The sequence below is a fragment of the Rhodonellum sp. genome (genome assembly GCF_030656585.1).
Lineage (GTDB): Bacteria > Bacteroidota > Bacteroidia > Cytophagales > Cyclobacteriaceae > Rhodonellum > Rhodonellum psychrophilum.
Map to the genome: position 1 here is coordinate 1 of NZ_JAUSPP010000036.1, position 22625 is coordinate 22625.

The following is a 22625-nucleotide window of genomic DNA, read 5'->3' on the forward strand; positions in this document are numbered from 1 at the left end:
ACCAGACCAAGGCCTATGGTGCGTCAGACCCGATATTCACCTATACCGCCAACGGTTTTGAAAACGGAGACGATGCAAGTATCCTGACGGGAGCCCTAGCAAGAGCTTCCGGCGAAAACGTAGGGAACTATGCGATCAACCAAGGCAACTTGGATGCAGGTGCCAATTACACGATTGCTTACACCGGAGCTGATTTTGCGATCACGCTGAAAACTTTGGTGGTCACAGCAGATGCAAACCAGACCAAGGTTTACGCAGCCGCTGATCCGATATTCAGTTATGCGGTTACTGGTTTCGAAAACGGAGACGATGCAAGTATCCTGACAGGAGCACTTGCAAGGATTTCCGGTGAAAACGTAGGCAACTATGCCATCAACCAAGGCAACTTGGATGCGGGTGACAATTACACGATTGCTTACACCGGAGCTGAATTTGCGATCACGCTGAAAACTTTGGTTGTCACAGCAGATGTGAACCAGACCAAGGTGTACGGTGCCGCTGATCCGATATTCAGTTATGCGGTCTCCGGCTTTGAAAACGGGGACGATGCGAGCATCCTGACGGGCACACTCGGAAGGATCTCCGGCGAAAAAGTAGGGAACTATGCCATCAACCAAGGATCTTTGAGCGCGAGTGCCAATTACACGATTGCCTACACAGGAGCTGATTTTGCGATCACGCTGAAAACTTTGGTTGTCACAGCAGATGCAAACCAGACCAAGGTTTACGGAGCTGCTGATCCGATATTCAGTTATAGCGCCAACGGTTTTGAAAACGGAGACGATGCAAGTATCCTGACGGGAGCACTTACAAGGGTTTCTGGGGAAAACGTAGGCAGCTACGCGATCAATCAAGGCAACTTGGATGCAGGTGAAAATTACTCGATCAACTATACCGGAGCTGATTTTGCCATTACCCTGAAAACCCTCGTGGTGACAGCAGATGCGAACCAGACCAAGGCCTATGGTGCGTCAGACCCGATATTCACCTATACCGCCAACGGTTTTGAAAACGGAGACGATGCAAGTATCCTGACGGGAGCTCTTGGAAGAACTTCCGGCGAAAATGTAGGCAACTATGCCATCAACCAAGGGAATTTGGATGCGGGTGACAATTATACCTTGATGTACACGGGAGCGGATTTCTCGATCACGGAGAAAACACTGACCATCACAGCAAGCCCGAGCCAACAAAAGGTATATGGACAAGCAGATCCAATCTTTACCTACACAGCCTCCGGCTTTGAAAACGGGGACGATGCAAGTATCCTGACAGGAGCACTTGCAAGGATTTCCGGTGAAAACGTAGGCAACTATGCCATCAACCAAGGCAACTTGGATTCTGGAGACAATTATACCATCTCTTACACCGGAGCAAATTTTGCCATAACCCTGAAAACTGTAGTGGTCACAGCAGATCAAGGACAGACCAAGGTCTACGGTAAGACAGACCCTATTTTCACCTATTCGCTATCCGGTTTTGAAAACGGCGAATTTGTTTTGGCTGGTGCACTCGATAGAGTGCCTGGTGAAAACGTGGGAACGTATTCCATCGGGCTGGGTACACTGGATGTGGGATCAAATTACACAATCGATTATATCGGTTCAGTATTTACGATTGTCAAAAAAGCGCTTCAGGTGACTGCCGGTACTGATCAACAGAAAGTCTACGGTGAGAGCGATCCCATATTCACCTACATCGTCAACGGTTTTGAAAACGGAGACAGTGCAAGCATCCTGACAGGTGCACTCGACAGAGCAGCAGGGCAAGATGTCGGCAGCTACGCGATTGGAAAGGGTACGCTGAGCGCAGGAGCCAATTATACAGTTGACTTTGCAACGGCTGACTTTGTGATCACCAGGAAAGTCTTGACCATCACAGCAGGGAACAAGTCGAAAGTATACGGAGATCCAAATCCGGTCTTGACTTTCACTTACTCTGGTTTGGTCAGTGGAGAGACAAAGGTGGCTACCGAACCTGGCATCAGCACGAATGCAACTTCAGGATCGAATGTGGGTACATATCCAATCACCTTGACCGGTGGAGCGGATCAGAACTATACCATCACATTGGTGAATGGAACGCTGACAATTGGCCAAAAGGATTTGGTGGTCGCAGCGGAGGACAAATCCAAAGTTTACGGAGAAACCAATCCAGCGCTGACCTTTACCTACTCAGGTTTGGTCAATGGGGATACGAAAGTGAATGCCGAACCAAGCATTGGCACAACAGCCACGCAAAGTTCGAATGTGGGAGCATATCAGATTTCATTGATCGGTGGCGCTGATCCAAACTACGCAATTACCTTGGTGAACGGAACCTTGACCATAGGTCAAAAGGCCTTGACGGTGACAGCCGATGACAAGTCAAAAGTGTACGGGGAAGCAAATCCAATCTTAACCTTTACTTACACGGGTCTGGTCAATGGGGATACGAAAGCGGCAGTTGAACCGAGCATCTCTACAACAGCCCTTCAATCATCAGCCGTTGGAAATTATCCGATTGCCTTGACACAAGGGGAAGATCAGAACTATGCAATCACCCTGGTGAACGGAACCTTGACCATTGGCCAAAAAGCCTTGACGGTGACAGCCGACGACAAGCAGAAAACCTATGGTGAAACGAACCCAATCCTGACCTTTACCTACACGGGTCTGGTCAATGGGGATACGAAAGCGGCAGTGGAACCGAACATTTCTACAACAGCCCTTCAATCATCAGCCGTTGGAAATTATCCGATTGCCTTGACACAAGGGGAAGATCAGAACTATGCAATCACCTTGGTGAACGGAACCTTGATCATTGGCCAAAAAAACCTGACCATCCGAGCGGACGACAAGCAGAAAACCTACGGTGAAGCGAATCCAACCTTGACCTTTACCTACACGGGTCTGGTCAATGGAGATACGAAAGCGGCAGTTGAACCGAATATCTCCACGACCGCCCTTCAATCCTCGGGAGTTGGAACTTATGCGATTGCCTTGACGGGAGGATCAGACGAAAACTATTCCATCATTTTGGAAGCGGGTAGCATGACGATTGGCAAAAAGGAATTGACGATCACGGCAGAGGACAAGTCCAAAGTGTACGGTGAAACCAACCCAGCGCTGACCATCCGCTATGAAGGATTGGCCAATGGCGATACGAAAGTAGAAACTGAGCCGAGCATCAGTACGCTGGCCCTGCTGGGATCCAATGCCGGAACCTATCCGATCACGTTGACCGGAGGAGCAGACCAGAACTATGCGATTACGATGGTGGACGGTACGCTGACAATCAATCAGGCCCTACTGAAGATTATTACAGATTCCAAAAGCAAGATTTTTGGTAATCCTGATCCTGCGCTAACCTTTGCTGCCAGTGGTTTCCAACTTTCCGATTTGGAAGCAATGCTTACAGGTGTTTTGACCCGACTGTCGGGTGAGACAGTGGGAGTATATGCCATAAGCCAAGGTAGCCTCTCTGCCGGAGCCAATTACCAAATTGAGTTTCAAGGCAGTGATTTCGAGATTATACCGGCGGAACTTGCCGAATTCCTAACAGGAGATGCGGTGACAACCCCATGGTCAGTTGATCCCGTCCTTCCGCAACAAGTGAATGTGCTGACGCAAGACGGCCAGATCCTGAGCTATGGAGTGACGTGGGACAAGTCGACCCTCAACTTGCTGAAGAGAGGTACCTATACGGTATTCGGAACGGTTAACCTTCCTGCAGGCGTATTGAATCCATCTGCTCAAAAAGCAGCCTTGCAAGTAATTGTACTGCCCAAGCAAGCGCTGAGGGACATAGCCCTATCCAACAATCTCTTTATTCCGAATCCAACGGTGTTTTTCCAGGAAATCGGATACTTCACGGTCATCGATGAAATCGATCAAATCCATACGGTCGAACTTGTCCCCGGGGCGGCCGACAATGTCTATTTCGAGATCAAGTCAGATTTCTTGTTCTGGAGCAGCTCGGAAGAAGCAGCTGGAATGACCCAGTTCCAGATCTTGGTTCGGGTTACGGACCGGGATGGGAATGTGATTGAAAAGTCATTTACCATTCTGAGGGACAGAAAGAATATTTCCGAAATCACGATTTTCAAAGCTTTCTCTCCGGATGGGGATGGGATCAATGATACCTGGGGAATTCCGGATCTGAAATATTTCGCAGGCGGCACGGTTCAGGTGTTTGACCGAAGCGGACAGCGAATCTTCTACACAGAAAGCCCAGCGGTGCGTTGGGATGGTATTTTCGAAGGAAAGGAAATGCCTGTGGGATCCTATTATTGGATACTGGAATCCAAAGAAACGGATGAATTAAGAAGAGGTGTCTTGACCTTGTTAAGAAAATAGTAAAAGCCATAAAACCGAAGGGCTACAGTTGTACTCCTTCGGTTTTCCCAACAAAAAAACCGAAATCAAAATGAAACGGATTCAGAAGCATATCATACTGGGACTCTTGGTTGCCCTATTTTCCCATTCAGGAAATCTTCAGGCGCAATCCCGCAAGTTTATCAGCCAGTTTTCGCATTTTCAGGGCTACTTCAATCCTGCGCTGACCGGATATGAGGGGAGTGTGGTCAGGGGATTTGTCCGCAACCAGTGGGGAGGGATAGAGGGCGCACCCAAGACCTACTTTATTTCTGCCGAGATGGATTTCGGTGAGTTGGCGGGCGAGGTGGATCCAGGCTTACTGGGAAAGAATGCTTTTTCGGTCAATTTGCTTCAGGACAATTATGGTGCGTTTCGTGAAAACGAAATCACGGTCAACTATGCAGCCCGGATTCGGCTGACTGAGCGTCATAATCTCCGCCTGGGGACGGGAGTGAGTTACCAAAGTATCAGATTGGATGGAAATGCACTTAGCGCTGAGGAGGCAAGCGATCCCACTATCGGCAAGTACCTGGGCAGCTTCAGCAACCTGAATGTCTTGGATTTCAACGTTGGAATGGCTTTGACCCATGCCAACTACTATTTTTCCTATGGAATCCACCGGGTAAACGGTGGAAGCATCCAGAATGGGGATGAATTCATGGATGGCTATCCAGCGGAGCAGATGGTTCAGGCAGGATACCGGAATGCCCTTTCCGAAAACCTATCGGTTACCGCCAATGGCTTTTACCGATCCAGAAAAAATCTCCCTGACGTTACCGAGTTCAATATAAAAGTGCTCTTGATGGATCGCTTGTGGATCGGAGCTGGACATCGATTGGATTATGCGACCAATGGACAAATCGGGTTTTTGACTGGAAAGCTGCGCTTGGGTTATGCTTATGAATTCCCGATGGCCAACAGCTACTTAATGTCTGGCGCGGTGCATGAATTTTCGGTTGCACTCAATCTTTTCAGGTTTTATGAAAGAAGAAGCCGTGACGAGGTATTGATTTGGTAAGGAGGGATCACGCCAAATTTCACATGATATCCCCTTGAGATCTTGTGAAATTTCCAAAAATTCGGGAGGATCTTGATGGCAAAATATTTCCCATCAAGATCCTCCGCCATTTCAGATGCTTGACAATACACCTTTTGGAATGTGGCAACAAAACCAAGTTTGTGGATAATTTGACAAAAACAGGCAAATTTTGTTCAAGAATCTCTTCCTATCCCAGAGAAGGGCAGATCGGGGAAATTCCAAGACCTGAACCAAACAGCGAACGAAAAGAAAATGGCGCCTTGCAAAAGAAAAGCTTATCTTTCAAATGAGACGACTCCTGCTATCTATTCACCATAAAAATGAAATATTTCAATCGATTACTTTTTGTTTTTTTGCCTCTTACATTGGTTTTTTGCACGCCCAAAGAAAATGAACAACCCAAAGAGGTATCTCAATTTTTCACTTATGAGGAAGGAAATTTCCCTTTGATTTTGGTGGCCTCACATGGTGGTCAAGAGAAACCGGAGTGGATGCCTACGCGAACTTGCCCGGATGCTGTCAATATAGAAGATGCCAATACCTTATCCTTGACCGAACAAATCAAAAAGGAATTGGAAAGCCTGGGATATAAACCCTATATCGTCATCAATCATTTGCATAGGCAAAAAATGGATGCCAACAGAAGCAGATCCATGGCAACATGCGGAGATCGGCTGGCAATGGAAGCTTGGGACTTTTTTCACCAAATGATTTCCAAAGCAAGGGACGATGTGGCTTCAAAGTATGGAAAAGGTCTGTTGCTGGATATCCATGGCCATGGTCATTCGATCCAGCAACTGGAACTGGGGTACCTGTTGTACGAGGATGAATTGGATTTGCCAGATTCAATGCTTGACAAAGATGAATTTATAGCATTCTCTTCAATCAAAAACCTGGCTTCGGAAAATCTGAAAAACCTCTCCCATGCCCAGCTATTGAGAGGGGGACAATCTTTGGGAGATTTGTTTCAGGAACGTTTTTATCCATCTGTCCCCTCTTCAAAAAAAGCAAGCCCCGGATTGGAGCCATATTTCAGTGGGGGGTATATTACTGCCAATTACAGTTCTTATACCAGTGGAAAGGTGGATGCGGTGCAGATCGAGTGCAATTTTGAAGGAGTACGAGATAACGAACAAAATATTAAGAGGTTCAGTAAGGTCACCGCAGAAGTAATCATGGAATTTCTAAGGCTACACTATTTTGAAGCGCTTTGACCAGGAAACAGAAGTCGGGATGATTTTAGCATGTTGATTTCAAATTCAATGGGGCAGTGAGCCATAAAGCATCTTTAAGCCGATTGAGCAAACACCTGTCTTCCCATTGGCAAGGGAAACAAACATAATCTCTTCGATACGCCGAAGACTCCTTTTCAGTCAATGACTTTTGGCCCATCTTTTCCTAAAAAAAAGGACCCAGCTAGTCAAAACGGCAAAATCCTATTCCTGCGGTAGCCATTGGTCCACTCGGCTTCTCAAAATTCCTACGCCTTGGACCGAATGGGATCTTTACGAGTACCAAACCGGATTCCCAATTTTTGTGCCTTTTCCCCAGTAGTGGAAGCCCATTTTTTCGATCGAAAAACAATAAAAACGCCCCAATGTAGCCTTTCCTGATTTTTGTTTAAATCATAGACATGAATCTGATTAATAAATCAACAAACATTGAAGGGGGCCAAGAACCTAAAACAGCATCGACATAAATCCACAAAATCTCCTCAACCCTGTTAAGGTTTCCAGTGTTCGGATTGCCAAAAGACATCAACGATAGGCCTTTGTCAAAAAAGCATTTGCTCAAGTAGAGAAAAGGGACAAAGAAGAATTGGGCGATTGTACCGCTGAGCTGAACGGGCAGGTGATCAGGGGAAACAAAATTATTGTTTTAAAGAGTTAGGGTTGGTGAGGTAGAAATTAGGGGCGAAAGTACCCAATGGTAGGAAATGCTATCATTTTGAGGCCATAATGGCTGTAAAATATTGTTTGAATTAGAGTGAAATCAATGATGTCCGCGAATGGGCAACCCAAACGCTGAATGAGTTTATCATCAAAGGTTTTGTTTTGGTTGATGAAAGATTCCAGCAAGGAATAAACTTTCGCCAGGATTTTTTTGAGGAATTGCAGGAACGCATTCGTGAAATCAGAGACTGTCAACCTAAATTTTATCAAAAAATCACCGATCTGTATGCCTGGAGTTCCGATCATGTCAAAGAAAGCAGGCAGACCAAAGATTTCCCTGCATCCGATCAAAATAAGCTACAGTTTCATTGCAAGCTTACAGAGATGTAGCCGACTCAGGGCTTTGAACGAAATTTGAGAAGATTGTAATTGACTTATAGTTATTTAGCTGTTGGCTATTTTTGACTCCACCCTATAGGTTACAAAAATTAGTCTCATAATAGTCTGGTTTTCTAGCAGTTTAACCCGTTTTATGCATTGTGGACTCAACTCAATATAGCAATTGACAGACAATCAATTGGTTGTTGACTATTTTTGATTTCATCCTATTGGCCTCAGGAATTATTCTCCCAATAGGCTGATTTTCTTACAGTTTCAATCCTATCTGGAAACGGAATGCATATTTCGGGTTTCACTTTAGGTTAAGACATAAATCCGTCAATTTTTGTATTCAGAGGGTAATTGTCCAAAATATTCTTTAAAAACCTTTCTGAAATATTTTATATCATTGAATCCCGATTCATAGGCGGCTTGGGAAATGGTCAAATGGTTGGAGGAAATCAAATCGGCGGCTTTTTTTAGCTTTGTCATTCTGATGTACGCATTGATGTTGTACCCGGTAATGGCTTTGACTTTCCTGAACAGGGAAGTTCTGCTCATTCCCATCTCCTGAACAATGATTTCGACTTGTGTTTCTTCCTTGCCAATTTGGGCGAGAATGATCTGGTCCAACATAGAAAGAAAATTCTTTTCCAACACCAAAAGATTGTTTTGGTGCGGATCCAATGTTTCGTCGTCGTGGATTTGACCCATAAAATACTTTCTCAGGTTTTTGCGGTTGTCCAGTAAGTTCCTTACTCTGGTTTGAAGTAGGATGCTATTGAACGGTTTGGTGATGTAAGCATCGGCTCCTTCCTGAAAGCCACTTTTCATGCTTTCAGGACTTCCTATTGCGGACAGTAAAATGATGGGGATATGGGAGGTGGATTTATCTTGTTTTAAAGTCGCGCAAAGATCGATACCGTTTTTTAGGGGCATCATGATGTCCGAGATAATCAGGTCAGGAATGTATTTCAATGCTTTTTCCAATCCTTCTTGACCATTTTCGGAATGGATTAAATCGTATTTTTTTTCAAATAAACTGTCCAAATAATTGATGATATCCGTATTGTCGTCAATAATCAAAATCACTTCTCTTTCTTCATCCGATTTCACCAAATGTTCCTGTAGGGTAGAATCTTCAAGGATATAGGGCTGGGTTTCAAAAACTGTTTTCGGGTTAGATTGATCAGATACCCAATTGTCCGGAGGTGAAAGAGCCAAGTTTTTAGGAATTCCCAAAATAAATGTTGCCCCCTTCTTCAGGTCACTTTCAACGCAAATGCTACCACCGTGGAGTTCCGCCAAATTTTTGGCAAGGGCCAAGCCTATTCCCGTACCGTTTTTTTTGACTTTGGATCCGGACTGAAAAAACCATTCAAAGATTCTATTTCGGTCCTCTAAAGGGATTCCTGGTCCCGTATCTGCCACGGATATCTTCAAGTAGTCGACCTCCGACCAGAGACTTACATGAATTTTCTCGTTTGGCGAACAATGTTTTATAGCATTGGAAATCAGGTTATTGATGATTATTTGGAGCTTTTCCAAATCTATCCTAGCCATCATGTTTCTTTCCGACAAGGAACAGGTCAATACCAACTGTTTTCTTTTTGCCAAGGGTTGGTAATTTTGAATCCATTGTTCCAAATTCAGGGAAATATTATGTTCCTCGATATGCAATTGGCTCATTCCGGTTTCCGATTTTCTGAATTCAAGTAGATTTCCGATCAAATGATGCAAATAGGCAGCGTTTTTTTGGACCAAGGCAAGTTTATTGAGCTGGCTTTTGGATTTGATTTGCAGAAATAAATCTTCCAATGGAGCCAAAATCAGGGTCAATGGTGTTTTGAGTTCATGTGAAAAGCTGGTGAAGAAGCGCATTTTTTCCTCATTGATTTCATGCTCAAGTACCCTTTGCTTCTTTTCAAGCAATAAGGAATTTTTAAGTTTGACACGTTCACTGAAATACCGAAAAATACTCATGGATACTGCCGATAGCACAAAAAAGTAAAACAGATATGCAGGAATGGTTTTCCAGAATGGCGGAGTGATTGTGATGAAGATATTTCTTTCAATTTGCTGCCCGTTCCCAATTTCCGCCTTGACCAATAAGTTATATGAACCTGGAGGAATCTTACTCAAATTGGCGGTCCCATTCCCTTGGACCTGGATCCAATGTTCATGGTAATTTTCCAGTTTATAGGCGTAGTTTACATTTTGGGCAAATGGGTATTTTAAGATCGCAAAATCAAAGGAGAATAGGGTTTGCTGGTGGTTTAGGGTCAGAAAATTTTTGTAGGCTATGGCACTGTCCAACAATTCATGGTCTACACTCACGCGGTCATTGAAAAGTTTGAAATTTTCAAAAATCAACGAGGGTTTTTCTATTTCCTCCTCAAGTTTGGAGGGATTGATACTATTGATCCCCTTGTTGCCACCGAAGTATAAGATTCCATCAGTAGAATATGTGGCCGCACCTATGTTGAATTCGCTTCGTTGGATATTGTCAAAAGTGTTGATATGGGAAATATTTCCAGACTCAGGATTGTAGCAACTGATTCCATTGTATGTACCCAACCAGATCATGCCCTCGTCATCCATGACCATACTACTGATGGTATTGTTACTCAAACCGTCTGCTTCAGTTATAGTGGTGATCATGCGCATATTTGGCTGGATTCTGACCAATCCGCCATATCGACTTCCGGCGAGTATTTCTCCATTGGCCATTATCTCAATGGAAAAATAGATGTTTCCCGGAAGCGCTTCGAATTCTTCAACCTTGTAATCGGTGATTTCGGCTGTTTGGGGATCGAAACATATAATCCCCGACCCGAAGGTGGCCAACCACAACCTTTGCTTCTGGTCCACAGCGATATCCCGAATATCCAATTTGCCAAGTTCCACAATGTAATCGAACTGATCGCGCGCCTCAGAATACCTGTAAAGTCCACCTTGGTTGGTACCCACCCAGATTTGTTGCTGGTAATCTTCCGCAATCACTCTGACATCCGCCCCATTTTGGGCATTTCCCTGAAGATATTTGTGGAATTTAATTGTGTTTTGGTCGAGTCTGTTCAGTCCGCCATGATAAGTTCCTGCCCATAATCTTCCCCTGCTGTCTTCAAGTAAGGAAATGATATAGTTGTTACTGATGCTTGATTTTTTCTCAAGATCATGGCTATAATTCGTGAAACTCCTTGTTTTGGGGTCAAACAAATCCAGCCCTCCTCCGTCTGTTCCGATCCAAAGCATGTTTTTGGAGCCTCCAGCCAATGCGCCTATCCGATTATGCGCAAGGGTTTGGGGAGTGTTGGGATTCCTTTGTATCAATTTGATGGGTTCACCCTTTGGGTTGACAAAATTTACGCCTGTGCTTGTTCCAATCCACATGTTTCCATCTCTGTCTTTTTTCAGTGCTGAAACCGTTCTGTTAAAAACGCTGGAACCATCGGATTTGGGCAAAAACCAAAAAAGGTTCAATTCATTTTTATTCAAAAAATCAGGAATGGAAAGGATATTCAATCCTCCGTTTCGGGTACCGATCCACATTCTGTTTTGATCGTCCTGTTCAATGGACAAGACTTCACGGTCACTCAATCCTTCCCTTTCATTTTCTCCTTTTCCCATCAGTAGCGTATCGCCACTTGCGGTGATTACCTTCAACCCAAATTTTGAGCCGACCCAAACATTTCCTGATTTGTCGGTATAAAGAGCATCGATTTGTGCTGGTAGACCATCTATTTCCTTTTGAAATACCCTTTCGATACTTTTGTTTTTCAGTGTTAATTTATTCAGGCCACCATCAAAAGTGCCTATCCAGACCACAGAATCTCCCTGCATAGTCAGCGAAGTGACTTGATTTGAAGAAAGGCTCGAGGGATCTATTTTGTTGTGGGAAAAAGAGCTATTCACCACCGCGTTTGGTTTCAGGATTTGAATTCCATGCCTATATGCACCAACGATTATGCCTTCGGTTGGGGTTTCAATCAGACTGCTAATGCTATTGGTCAATAACCCGTCCTTTTGTTGGACCAAACCGAATCTTTCCTCCCTTAAATTGTAGATATTTAATCCGCCATCGGTCGCTATCATCAAATCCCCATTCTTCCTCAATAGGATTTGCTGTACAAAATTATTTGCCAAGGATTGGTTACCAGGTTGTCCGTTTTGCTTGACGTTTAAAAAGGCGCTTCCATTGTACCTGCTGATACCCTCCACAGTTGCGATCCAGATGTATCCAAGGTGATCCTGTTCAATACTGTTGACTACGTTGTGTGCCAAACCAGACTCCATGTCCATCAGGTAAAAAGTCAGTTGCTCATTCAAGTCCCCGTTCATTTGAACTGTGTCGTTGGCTTGGGCACTGAGGCAAGCCAGAAATACAAAAAAAAGGAAGAGTATGGTTTTGGGTTTCATTTGGATTTCATCACATCGAGTACAATATTTTACATTAATCCCGAGATTTGCAAAGATTGGGCGATTTGTCCCCCTTTTTTCACCAGTTTATAACCCCTGTTTTTTTTAATAAATGGAGAATATTGTTCTTGGCTCATAAAAATTATGAGGGGAAATCCATGTATTTCTCAAAATCAAGAAACAATTAACCCAAAAAGAATGATGAAAAAGCATTACTCAAAAAAGGTCCCATTCTTCACAATGGTTCTTTTTTTTGCACTTCACTTGATGGCTTTTGCGCAGCAAACAGCCATTAGAGGTCAGGTACTGGATGAAAATGGATTGTCCTTGCCAGGAGCATCCATTTTGGTAAAGGGAACAACTACAGGTACCGTCACGGATTTGGATGGTAATTTTACACTGAATTTGAGTGGAAATCCAGAAGCGGTCTTGCAGATCTCTTTTATTGGATACACCACCCAAGAAATAAAAGTAGGTTCCCAAAGCGATATTACCATCACAATGCAGCCAGACATGGACACTCTTGGAGAAGTGGTCGTGGTCGGCTATGGGGAGCAAAAGAAAGTTACGCTTACAGGATCTGTATCACAGGTAGAAGGACGGGATTTGACCAAAAGCCCACAACCCAATCTATCCAATTCTTTGGCTGGCAGAGTCTCTGGATTAATCGCCAGCAACAGAAGTGGCGAACCTGGGTATGATGGTTCCAGTATTTCCATACGTGGATTGGCCACTACTGGCAATAATGATGTACTCGTGGTAGTCGATGGTGTTCCTGGACAGATTGGAGGACTTGAAAGGCTTAACCCGGCGGATATTGAAAGTGTATCTGTATTGAAAGATGCATCTGCAGCCGTATATGGTAGCCGCGCGGCAAATGGAGTGATCCTGATTACTACCAAGCGTGGGAAATCAGGAAAACCTCAAATCTCTTATACCTTTAACCAAGGTTTTTCTTCCCCAACCAGGTTACCAAAACTGGCGGATGCAGCTACCTATGCGACCATCCGAAATGAAATAGCCTATTACAACAACAACCAAAATGGATTCAATCAGGTCTACAGTCCAGATGAAATTGAGCTATTCAGAAATGGATCAGATCCGCTGAATTATCCAAACACAAATTGGCAAAGAGAAACCCTTCAGAATTTCGCTTTGCAAAATCAGCATAATTTGAGCTTGAGAGGTGGAAGTGAGGATGTCACTTATTTCGTGTCCATGGGCAAGTTGTCCCAAGATGGCCTTTACAAGGAAGGCGCCGCTAAATTTGATCAATTTAGTTTTCGTTCCAATATCGATGCAAACATCACCAAAAGATTGAGCGTGGGATTGGCACTTTCAGGAAGGAAAGAGGCACGTCAATTTCCAACAGAGGGTGCGGGGTTTATTTTCAGGTCTATTTACAGGGCATATCCCACCACCAATGCCTTTTATCCAAATGGACTTCCCTCAAGTGGTATTGAAAATGCCAACCCTGCAATGATGGCAACGGATCGAGGGGGCATTAATGAAAATCCAAAATATGTTTTCAATGGTATCCTGAGGGCTAGGTACGAGCTGCCTTTTCTAGAAGGATTGTCAGTGGATGGTTTTTATTCCGTTGATGAAAGTGCTGATCGATACAGAACATTCAGGACTCCCTACACGCTTCACAACTACAATAGGAACGACAATGCTTTCAATCCCATCGTCATAGGCGGAGGGCCCAATCAAAGGCCCTCTTTGGATGAAGGAAATACCACTATGTCCATGATGGTCAGCAATATAAAGTTGAATTTCAACCGCGTATTCGGCGATCACTTCGTAGATGCCTTCATTGGGTTTGAGCAAAGCGAAAACAAGTCCCATACAATGGGTGCTGCCAGGATTAATTTCCCCACAGCTCAAACTCCTGAATTGTCCCAGGGGGGTGCTGCAGCGTCTGATTATGACAATTGGGGCAGCAGCTACAATTTTACCAGAAGGAGTTATATCAGTAAGTTGAATTACAACTACAAAGAGAAGTATCTCTTGGAGGTTCAGGGGAGAATAGACGGATCTTCCGTTTTTCCAAGAGGGAATAGGTTCGGATTTTTCCCTTCCGTGTCTGCAGGTTATAGGATTTCGGAGGAAAATTGGTTTAGGAACAGTTTCAATTTTATTGATGACCTCAAATTCAGAGTTTCCCATGGTCAACTTGGGAATGACAATGTGGGTCAATTCCAGTTTTATGACAACTATTCATTCAACAACAGGTATGTGCTGGGCGATGTGGTCAGTACTGGAATCGATTTGATCAGGTTGGGCAATCCCAATATAACCTGGGAGATTGCAAACAAAACCGATTTTGGGATCAATGCGATCTGGTTGAAAAAATTCACGACCGAATTGATCTATTTCCAACAAAACAGAACGAACATCTTGACTACACGCAATGCGTCGATCCCAAATGTTTCAGGAATTGTAAATCCGTATGGGGGATCTTCTTTGGTTCCTTCTGAAAACATCGGGGAGGTAAAAAGTCATGGTATGGAAGCCACCGTGGGTTATGAACATGTTGGGGACTTTAGCTTTGGAGTTTCCGGAAACTTTACTTATGCGAGAAACGAAATTGTTTTCATGGACGAAGCACCAGGTGTGCTCGATTACCAAAGATTGACAGGAAGACCCATGAATACCAATCTATTGTATAGGTCCTTGGGCATATTTACTTCACAAGAACAATTTGATCAATTTCCACATGTTCCCGGCGCACAGCTTGGTGACCTTATCTATGAGGACATCAATGGGGATGGGATCATTTCTGCCGATGACATGTACAGAACCGAGTTGGGGAATATTCCTCAGATCATTTTTGGTTTGAACTTACATGCTTCTTATAAAAACTTTGATTTCGCAGCATTGCTTTCCGGTCAGGGTCGAAGCAGGCAATATGTATTGCCGGAATCCGGAACAGTGGGTAATTTCTACAGTTCATGGTCCGACAACAGATGGAGTCCATCAAATCCAGAAGGGACTTATCCAAGGGTGAGTGAAAGGTCTTCCAGTGCCGTCAGTGGGGGATTGTTTCCCAGTGATTTTTGGCTGCAGGATGTTTCTTTTGTCAGGTTGAAAAACGTGGAGGTGGGCTACACCTTTCCCCGAACTTTTCTTGATCGATATGCCATAGGAAACCTTAGGGTCTATGCCAATGCCTTCAATTTATTAACAGTGACCAAAGTGAAGGATTTTGATCCAGAGGGAGCAAGCAACAGCGGACAGTTTTATCCGCAACAGCGCATTGTCAACCTAGGTGTCAATATTCAATTCTAAACCCAAAAAACATGAATCGAATGAAATATATTAAATCAACCCTATTGGGATTTATGGGGGCCTTCTTGTTTGGCTGTAACCAGGACTATTTGGATATCGTGCCAACAGACAGAGTTTCCGATGCTGCAATATTAGCGGATTCAACCTTGTTTGAGGCTTTTGTAATCAACCGTTATCTTGGCGTCAGATTGACTGACAAAGAAGGCGATGGTTCTGTACCAGGATTTGGAAGAAGTTTTGAGTATGCCCTATGGGGATCACTTACAGATGAGTCCATTTACAACAACGACGACAACACTTGGGTAATTCAACAGGGATTGTTGTCTCCGGAAAACACCGGTATCGCAGGTGCTTTTTGGGGCAGAAGTTACAGAAGCATACGGGAATGCAATTTTGCACTGGGCAATTTGCCGGAAGTCAATATGAGTGAATCCGGTAAGGCTTTGTTGACCGCTGAATTGAAGTTTATCCGTGCTTTTCGGTACCATGACCTGATTAGAAATTATGGTGAAGTTGTATTGATGGGAGACAAGGTGGCTCAGCTTGGGGATGATTTTACTGAAGAAAGTCTATTCCAAAAGGCCTCCAAGCAAGAAGCACTTGCCTATGTCATCGGTGAATTGGATGCTGCTATTGCCGGTTTACCGCTCAACAATAGCGACAAATGGAAGGAAGGCAGGATCACCAAAGGGGGTGCCATGGCATTAAAAGCGAGATTGTTGCTCTATGCTGCCAGTCCTTTGTACAACGATGGAAATGGAGGGAATGCACAGAAGTGGCAAAGCGCAGCTGAAGCAGCAAAAGAGGTCATGGATCTTGGCGTTTATGGACTTTACCAGCAGGGATATGGTGAATTGTTTTTGACTCCTAAGAGTAACCAAGAAATCATCTTTGCCAGATATTACAACATCAATGAAAGGCACACAGCGCTTGAAATCGCAAACGGACCTAACGGATATGATGGTTGGGGCGGAAATGTTCCCCTTCAAAATCTCGTGGATGATTATGAAATGATGGATGGTACGCCATTCGATTGGGACAATCCGGAACATGCTGAAAGTCCTTATGAAAACAGGGATCCTCGATTTTCAGAAACCGTTCTTTACAACGGTGCCCCCTACAGAGGAAGGGCGGTAGAAACATTCCTTCCAGGCGGGAGAGACAGCCGACAAGGTCCTTCCAATTGGAATACCAGCAGGACGGGATACTACCTCAGAAAATTCATCAACCAAGAATTACCCATCCAAAATCCCTGGCAAGTTGCAGGAACGCAGAACTGGATTTACTTCAGATATGCAGAAATATTGCTCAATTATGCAGAAGCGCAAAATGAGGCCTTCGGACCTGATGGTTCTGTATATGATGCGGTCAATAGGATCCGTTCCAGAAATGGTGTAGAAATGCCGGAATTGCCTTCAGGGCTTTCCAAGGATGGAATGAGAGAGAAAATCAGGCACGAAAGAAGAATAGAACTTGCATTTGAAGAACACAGATTCTATGATGTAAGAAGGTGGATGATTGCCTCGGAAACCGAAAACGAACCTGCTTACGGAATGGACATCACCAAAGCGGGAGATGGAACTTTTTCCTATCAGCGCAAAGTGGCCCTACAAGGCAGAAGCTTTCAGGATAGAAATTTCTGGTTGCCGATTCCCAGAAGCGAGATTTTAGCCTCAGACAACAAGCTGGAGCAAAATCCTGGTTATAATTGATTCAAAAAGGGGGAGGGTAAATTATCTTCCCCCTTTATTTTTAAAGACTTATATATGAAAAATACATTGAGACAATCATCTTCTCGGAAAATACTCCGCTCTGCGGCTCTTGCTTTTCTATTCCTGACATCCTGTAGTGAAAATGTTATTGGAAATCGGGACAATGAACCCAAGAAGGTAAAATATAAACTTCAGATTGATGCCGGGACAAGCTACCAGGAAATTGATCATTTTGGTGCATCCGATGCCTGGTCAGGGCAATTTATAGGGAATTGGCCAGATCAAAAAAAGGAGGCAATGGCGGATTTGCTCTTCAGCAAAGAATTGGATGGAGAGGGAAATCCAGTGGGGATTGGCCTTTCTCTCTGGAGATTCAATTTGGGTGCCGGGAGTGCAGAGCAGGGAGAGCAAAGTGGGATAGGGGACTCCTGGAGGCGTGCCCCATCTTTTATAGACGCAACAGGGAATTTTAATAAAGAAGGTCAAAGAGGTCAATTGTGGTTTGCCCAAGCTGCTAAGCAAAGACAGGTGGAGTATCTGTTGACCTTCTTGAACAGCCCACCTGTCTGGTTGACAAGAAACGGAAAAGCCTATGCAACGAGTGGAAATCAGTCAAATTTGGACCCTCAAAATTATGGGGCCTTTGCTGATTTTATGGTTGCATCTTTACAGGGATTGAAAAATGAAGGGCTCCCGGTGGACTACATCAGCCCGGTCAACGAACCCCAATGGGATTGGAAGGATGGCGGACAGGAGGGAACCCCTTTCTGGAATCATGAAATTACCGGGATCGTAAAGGCCCTGAATGGTAAACTGGCAGCGAGTGGGTTAAATACAAAAATCGACATTGCAGAGGCAGGTCAAATCGAGTACCTGTATGAAGTATACAATCGTCCTGGAAGATCAAATCAAATCACTGAATTTTTCGACTCAGGTTCTGAAAATTACCTCGCCGAACTTAGTCATGTGAGCAACACGATTTCCGGCCACAGCTATTTTACAACCTCACCTTTTCAACAAGCGGTTGCCAAAAGACAAATATTGTCAAAGGCTGTTCAGCGTATTCCAGGGCTGAAATATTGGATGTCAGAATATTGTATCCTAGGAGACAATGACGGAGAGATTTCCGGAAATGGGAAAGATTTGGGAATCAACCCTGCGCTTTATATGGCCAGGGTAATCCATAATGATTTGGCCATTGCACAAGCATCTGCTTGGCATTGGTGGGTTGCCGTTTCGCCATACAATTACAAGGATGGGCTCATTTACATTTCCAAATCCGAGACAGATGGCGCTATTGAAGAAAGCAAGATGCTGTGGGCATTGGGGAATTACAGTAGATTTATCCGTCCGGGATACAAAAGGATAGCCATTCAGATCAACGAACAGCCCGGGCAAAACCAAGACCTCCTCGCCTCGGCTTTCAAGGATCCGAATTCGGACCAAGTGGTGGTCGTATTGGTGAACTCTTCCAATCAGGCTGTGGAGGTAGATTTGGCTTCAAACTTGGAAAATCAGTCGGGAAATTGGGAGGCTTATTTAACAGACAAAGACAACGATTTGGCCTATAGGCAACTGCAAAACAATGCGGAAATACTTGTTCCCGCACGCTCTATTTTGACCATAACCACCAAAAAACCACTTTGAAATGATCGAGCCAATAAAAATTCTTATCGGGGCTTTTCTGGTCCTATTTTCCTTTTTTTTCTTAGGGCGCAGTGAAGCAGATGCACAACAAATCGGCAAAACCCTGTTCAATGACAAGTGGGAATTCCAGCTCGGGGATTTTGAATTTGAGAAGGCCAAATCCTTGCAGGAAGGCTGGACGTCGGTTGCACTTCCACATGATTGGAGCATCCAAAGTCCATTCAGTTCTGAATGGGCAAGCGGAACTGGTTTTTTGCCTGGGGGAATCGGTTGGTACAGAAAGGATTTTGACATCGCCGAATTTGATAAACAGCTCAAGTATGCTGTTTATTTTGATGGAATCTATAAAAACAGCGAAATCTGGATCAATGGCCATTATTTGGGAAAGCGACCCAATGGTTTTATTCCGATCCAACACGATTTGACGCCATTTTTGAAGGCGGATAACAATCGCCTGATCGTTAAAGTGGACCATCAAAATTTTGCAGATGCTCGGTATTATACGGGTTCCGGAATATATAGGAATGTATACTTCATTCAATCTAATCCGGTTCACTTTGCACAGTGGGGAGTTTTTTTTCATACTCCAGAAATTAACGCAAACAAGGCGGTCGCCCAGGTAGACATAGAAATCGACCAAAACCTTCAAGGTAAAACTGATTTGACGGTGAAGGCGGTATTCAAAAACAGGGAAGGTGAAAAAATAACAGGGGATTCCAAAAGTATCCAAGGAGCGGAGGGCTCAAATAACAAAAACCAACTGAATTTTGAAGTGGAAAACCCGCACTTATGGTCTACAGACGATCCGTATTTGTACACGTTGGAAGTGGAGTTATGGGCTGGAAACAAGTTGATGGACCAATGGACAGATCGGGTTGGAATAAGGGATTTTCATTTTGATCCGAATAAAGGGTTTTTTCTAAACGGAACGTCCACATTGATCAAAGGGGTTTGTATCCATCACGATGCCGGTGCATTGGGCGCTGCCGTTCCAAAAGAAGTATGGCGGAACCGATTGCAGACTTTAAAGGATTTGGGTAGCAATGCCATCCGGATGAGTCATTATCCACATCAGGACTATATCTATGACTTATGTGATGAAATGGGGTTTTTGGTTCAGGATGAGGCTTTTGATGAATGGGAAATTGCTAAAAACAAATGGATAGAAGGTTGGAATGCAGGAACGCCGGGAAATGACCTCAACCATGATGGATTTGAGGATTGGGCTGAGAAGGATGTAGCGGACATGGTCAGAAGAAACCGAAACAGACCTTCCATCATCATGTGGAGCATCGGGAATGAAGTGGATTATCCTAATGATCCCTATAGTCATCCAGTGTTGGATGAGGGAAGAAATCCCCAGATATATGGAAAAGGATTTCAAAAAGACAATCCTCCAGCTTCGAGAATGGGAGAAATTTCCAAGACCTTAGTAGATGCAGTCAAGCGGGTGGACACGACGCGACCGGTTACCGCAGCTTTGGCAGGGGTGGCCATGTCGAATTATACGGATTACCCAGATCACCTTGATATCGTGGGATACAATTATCAGGAGTACCGGTACAAAGAAGATCATGAACAATATCCTGACCGGGTAATTTATGGAAGTGAAAATGGGGATGCATTGGAAGCTTGGCTCGCAGTGACAGAAAATGAGTTTATTTCATCCCAATTTTTGTGGACTGCATTTGACTTTATCGGAGAAGCACGTCCGTGGCCCCAAAGAAGTAGCGGAGCTGGAATCATCGATTTGGCAGGAATACCAAAGCCTGATTTTTATTTTCGTCAAAGTCTTTGGAGTGAAAAACCCATGGTTTACCTAGGTGTTGCGGAAAATGAGAGACAAGTGCTTCGGAGAAGCAATATCTCAAATTCGTGGAAAGGTGAGCAGGGAGATACAAAATGGGTCACATGTTACACCAATGCGGACGAGGTGGAATTATTTATCAACGGCCGATCCTTGGGGAAAAATCAAGGGAAATATGAACTGGATCAAATGATCGCCTGGGAGCTTGGTTATGAGGAAGGGGAGTTAAAAGCCGTTGCTTACAATGATGGAATTCAAGTCGCTGAGTATGCCTTGAATACACCGGGACCGGTCTCAAAAATTGAAGGTAAAGTTACCCAAAAACAATTCACGAAAGAGAATGAGGTAATGGAGTTGGAAATTACGTTGACGGATGCAAGCGGGAATTTGGTTGAGGATTCAGATCAGGAATTGACCTTGGATTTTCAAGGACCAATAGAACTTTTGGGTTTGGAAAGTGGCGATTTGGCCAGTCACGAAAGCTACCAAGCTTCCTTTAGAAAAACGTACAAGGGTAGGCTAAAGGCTTATCTCAAGACCAATGGGAATTCCGCATCAATCCAAATCCGGGTATCCTCTCCAAATTTGCCAGAAGCAATTTTCAACATTGAATTAAATGAGGTGAAATATCAGGTATCCTTTCTTTAAACAGGATTTGGTAGAAGTTTGACCCTTCAGTCCAACTTCTATCAAATCCTTTTCCAGTGATGTATTTACTATCTCGCATTCTGGAATATTTTTCCAGATTCTGATAAAGTAAAGGACATTGCCAAGCGGAGCAATTCTGAATTAATGGTGGGTGGATGGCAATCGATACGGGTAAAAAAAACCACCATCTTAAACTCCATATATCCACATATACGCCTATGGAGTTAACCGCACGGATATATAGATATACGGATATAAAAAATACATCTTACCGGAAATGTATATACCGTTTCCTAATGGGGTTCCCGAAACGCCATTAAAATCACACTATTTAGAGAAAAATGCATCGTGCCGATCTGCTGAGGTCAAAAACAGGAAACAAAGACTGATTTTTAAGCAATTTCAGGATGGAATAAAATTAGAAATGGAGAAGATTTTTTTAACAAAAAACCAACAAAAAAGCCCCGATGGGCCTTTTCTACGATTTAACTTACTTTTTTAGGGAGCCCTTCATTTTTGCGGTTGCTACTTTCTTGCTGACGTAAGTGGTGTGGGTCTTTCCGAAACCATCCGTTTCTTTGAGGGCGGCCACTTCGAAGACGAAGTATTCTTTTCCTTCAAAATCCACCATTTGGCTTTTCAGGATCCCTTCCAGGGTTTCTCTTGCGATGGATACCCTGATGATGTCAAGGTGGACACATAGGTTTTGCCATAGGTATTCATTAATGATGGAATTGATTGGGTTTATGGTGACAATTTAGGAAAAGAGGCCAGAACACGATTTAAAGTAGGGGGTACGTGACATGTGAAAATCCCATTCTTTTCCGGTAAATTTAATTCTTGCAGTATCTGCTTTTTTGAAATATTGAGTAGCCCGACTTGTCTGGATTCCCTGAATGACAAAATCCCTTTCCCGAGTACTTAGGGAAAGGGATTTTGTTATTCGGCAGAACTCAGGGTAGGTTGCGATACTTTTTCAATTTTGAACTTTCTCATACCTGCAGGCAAATTCCACTCAAATTCCTGACCTTGCTGGAATCCGATCAAAGCGACGCCGATTGGGGAGAAAATGGAGAGTTTATTCTCCGCCAAGTTTGCCTGCTTTGGAAATGTGAGCGAATACCGTAGCCTCTTTTTACTTGATATTTCCTGAACCTCAAAATAAGATCCCATTTGGATTACGGTTTCAGGAATTTTGTCATCTTCAACTATTTCTGCTCTCATCAATTCTGACTGTAATGTGCCCATCTCTTTAGTTCTTTCTGAAGCTGAAAGGTTTTCCATCAGAAAGCGAATGGCCTTTTCATCGGATTTTTTGATAATTGGTTTCATGGATTTTAAATTTTAATTGATGATTTCTATATGGAAAAAAATTAGAATCCTCTTTTCTCATTTAAGAGATTTGGACTTGAGTCCCCTGCTTATATAGGAATT

General features: G+C 43.8%; 11 protein-coding genes. 8 read left to right on the top strand and 3 right to left on the bottom strand.

Features of this window, described 5'->3' with window-relative positions; all coding sequences use genetic code 11:
- The 4 genes from Q7J63_RS10250 to rhuM form a co-directional block, all read left to right on the top strand.
- Positions 1 to 4337: MBG domain-containing protein (locus Q7J63_RS10250; RefSeq protein WP_304885889.1), on the top strand; the 4337-nt coding region annotated here is incomplete at its 5' end.
- Positions 4338 to 4407: 70 nt separating this feature from the next.
- Positions 4408 to 5376, top strand: coding sequence for a type IX secretion system membrane protein PorP/SprF (locus Q7J63_RS10255; RefSeq protein ID WP_304885891.1), 969 nt, complete (start codon positions 4408 to 4410; stop codon positions 5374 to 5376).
- Positions 5377 to 5717: 341 nt separating this feature from the next.
- Complete coding sequence (locus tag Q7J63_RS10260; protein ID WP_304885893.1) at positions 5718 to 6611, top strand: hypothetical protein; 894 nt, start codon at positions 5718 to 5720, stop codon at positions 6609 to 6611.
- Between the two features lie 777 nt (positions 6612 to 7388).
- Positions 7389 to 7679 (top strand): RhuM family protein, encoded by a 291-nt coding sequence (gene rhuM, locus Q7J63_RS20860; RefSeq protein ID WP_370691889.1) that lies wholly within the window; start codon positions 7389 to 7391, stop codon positions 7677 to 7679.
- Between the two features lie 327 nt (positions 7680 to 8006).
- Here rhuM and Q7J63_RS10265 read toward each other — a convergent pair whose 3' ends face one another.
- Complete coding sequence (locus Q7J63_RS10265) at positions 8007 to 12086, bottom strand: hybrid sensor histidine kinase/response regulator transcription factor (RefSeq protein ID WP_304885895.1); 4080 nt, start codon at positions 12084 to 12086, stop codon at positions 8007 to 8009.
- A 198-nt stretch (positions 12087 to 12284) separates the two neighbouring features.
- Between Q7J63_RS10265 and Q7J63_RS10270 the strand changes: the two genes are divergently transcribed.
- Genes Q7J63_RS10270 through Q7J63_RS10285 form a run of 4 tightly spaced genes read left to right on the top strand, consistent with a single transcriptional unit; the run spans position 12285 to position 21191 of the window.
- On the top strand, positions 12285 to 15377 hold the full coding sequence (locus tag Q7J63_RS10270) for a TonB-dependent receptor (protein WP_304885897.1): 3093 nt from the start codon (positions 12285 to 12287) through the stop codon (positions 15375 to 15377).
- A gap of 20 nt (positions 15378 to 15397) precedes the next feature.
- Positions 15398 to 17089 carry a RagB/SusD family nutrient uptake outer membrane protein gene (locus Q7J63_RS10275; protein WP_304885898.1) on the top strand — a complete coding sequence of 564 codons (1692 nt, stop codon included), beginning with the start codon at positions 15398 to 15400 and terminating at the stop codon, positions 17087 to 17089.
- A gap of 54 nt (positions 17090 to 17143) precedes the next feature.
- Positions 17144 to 18736 (top strand): glycoside hydrolase, encoded by a 1593-nt coding sequence (locus tag Q7J63_RS10280; RefSeq protein ID WP_304885900.1) that lies wholly within the window; start codon positions 17144 to 17146, stop codon positions 18734 to 18736.
- Position 18737: 1 nt separating this feature from the next.
- Positions 18738 to 21191 (top strand): sugar-binding domain-containing protein, encoded by a 2454-nt coding sequence (locus Q7J63_RS10285; RefSeq protein WP_304885902.1) that lies wholly within the window; start codon positions 18738 to 18740, stop codon positions 21189 to 21191.
- 490 nt (positions 21192 to 21681) lie between these two features.
- Here the strand turns inward: Q7J63_RS10285 and Q7J63_RS10290 are convergent, their stop codons facing one another.
- Together Q7J63_RS10290 and Q7J63_RS10295 are read right to left on the bottom strand one after the other, a co-directional pair.
- Positions 21682 to 21822, bottom strand: a complete 141-nt coding sequence (locus Q7J63_RS10290) for a hypothetical protein (protein WP_304885904.1) — start codon at positions 21820 to 21822, stop codon at positions 21682 to 21684.
- Positions 21823 to 22130: 308 nt separating this feature from the next.
- A complete protein-coding gene (locus tag Q7J63_RS10295) occupies positions 22131 to 22523 on the bottom strand; it encodes a GreA/GreB family elongation factor (RefSeq protein WP_304885906.1) in 393 nt (130 codons plus the stop codon).
- Positions 22524 to 22625 lie beyond the last annotated feature (102 nt).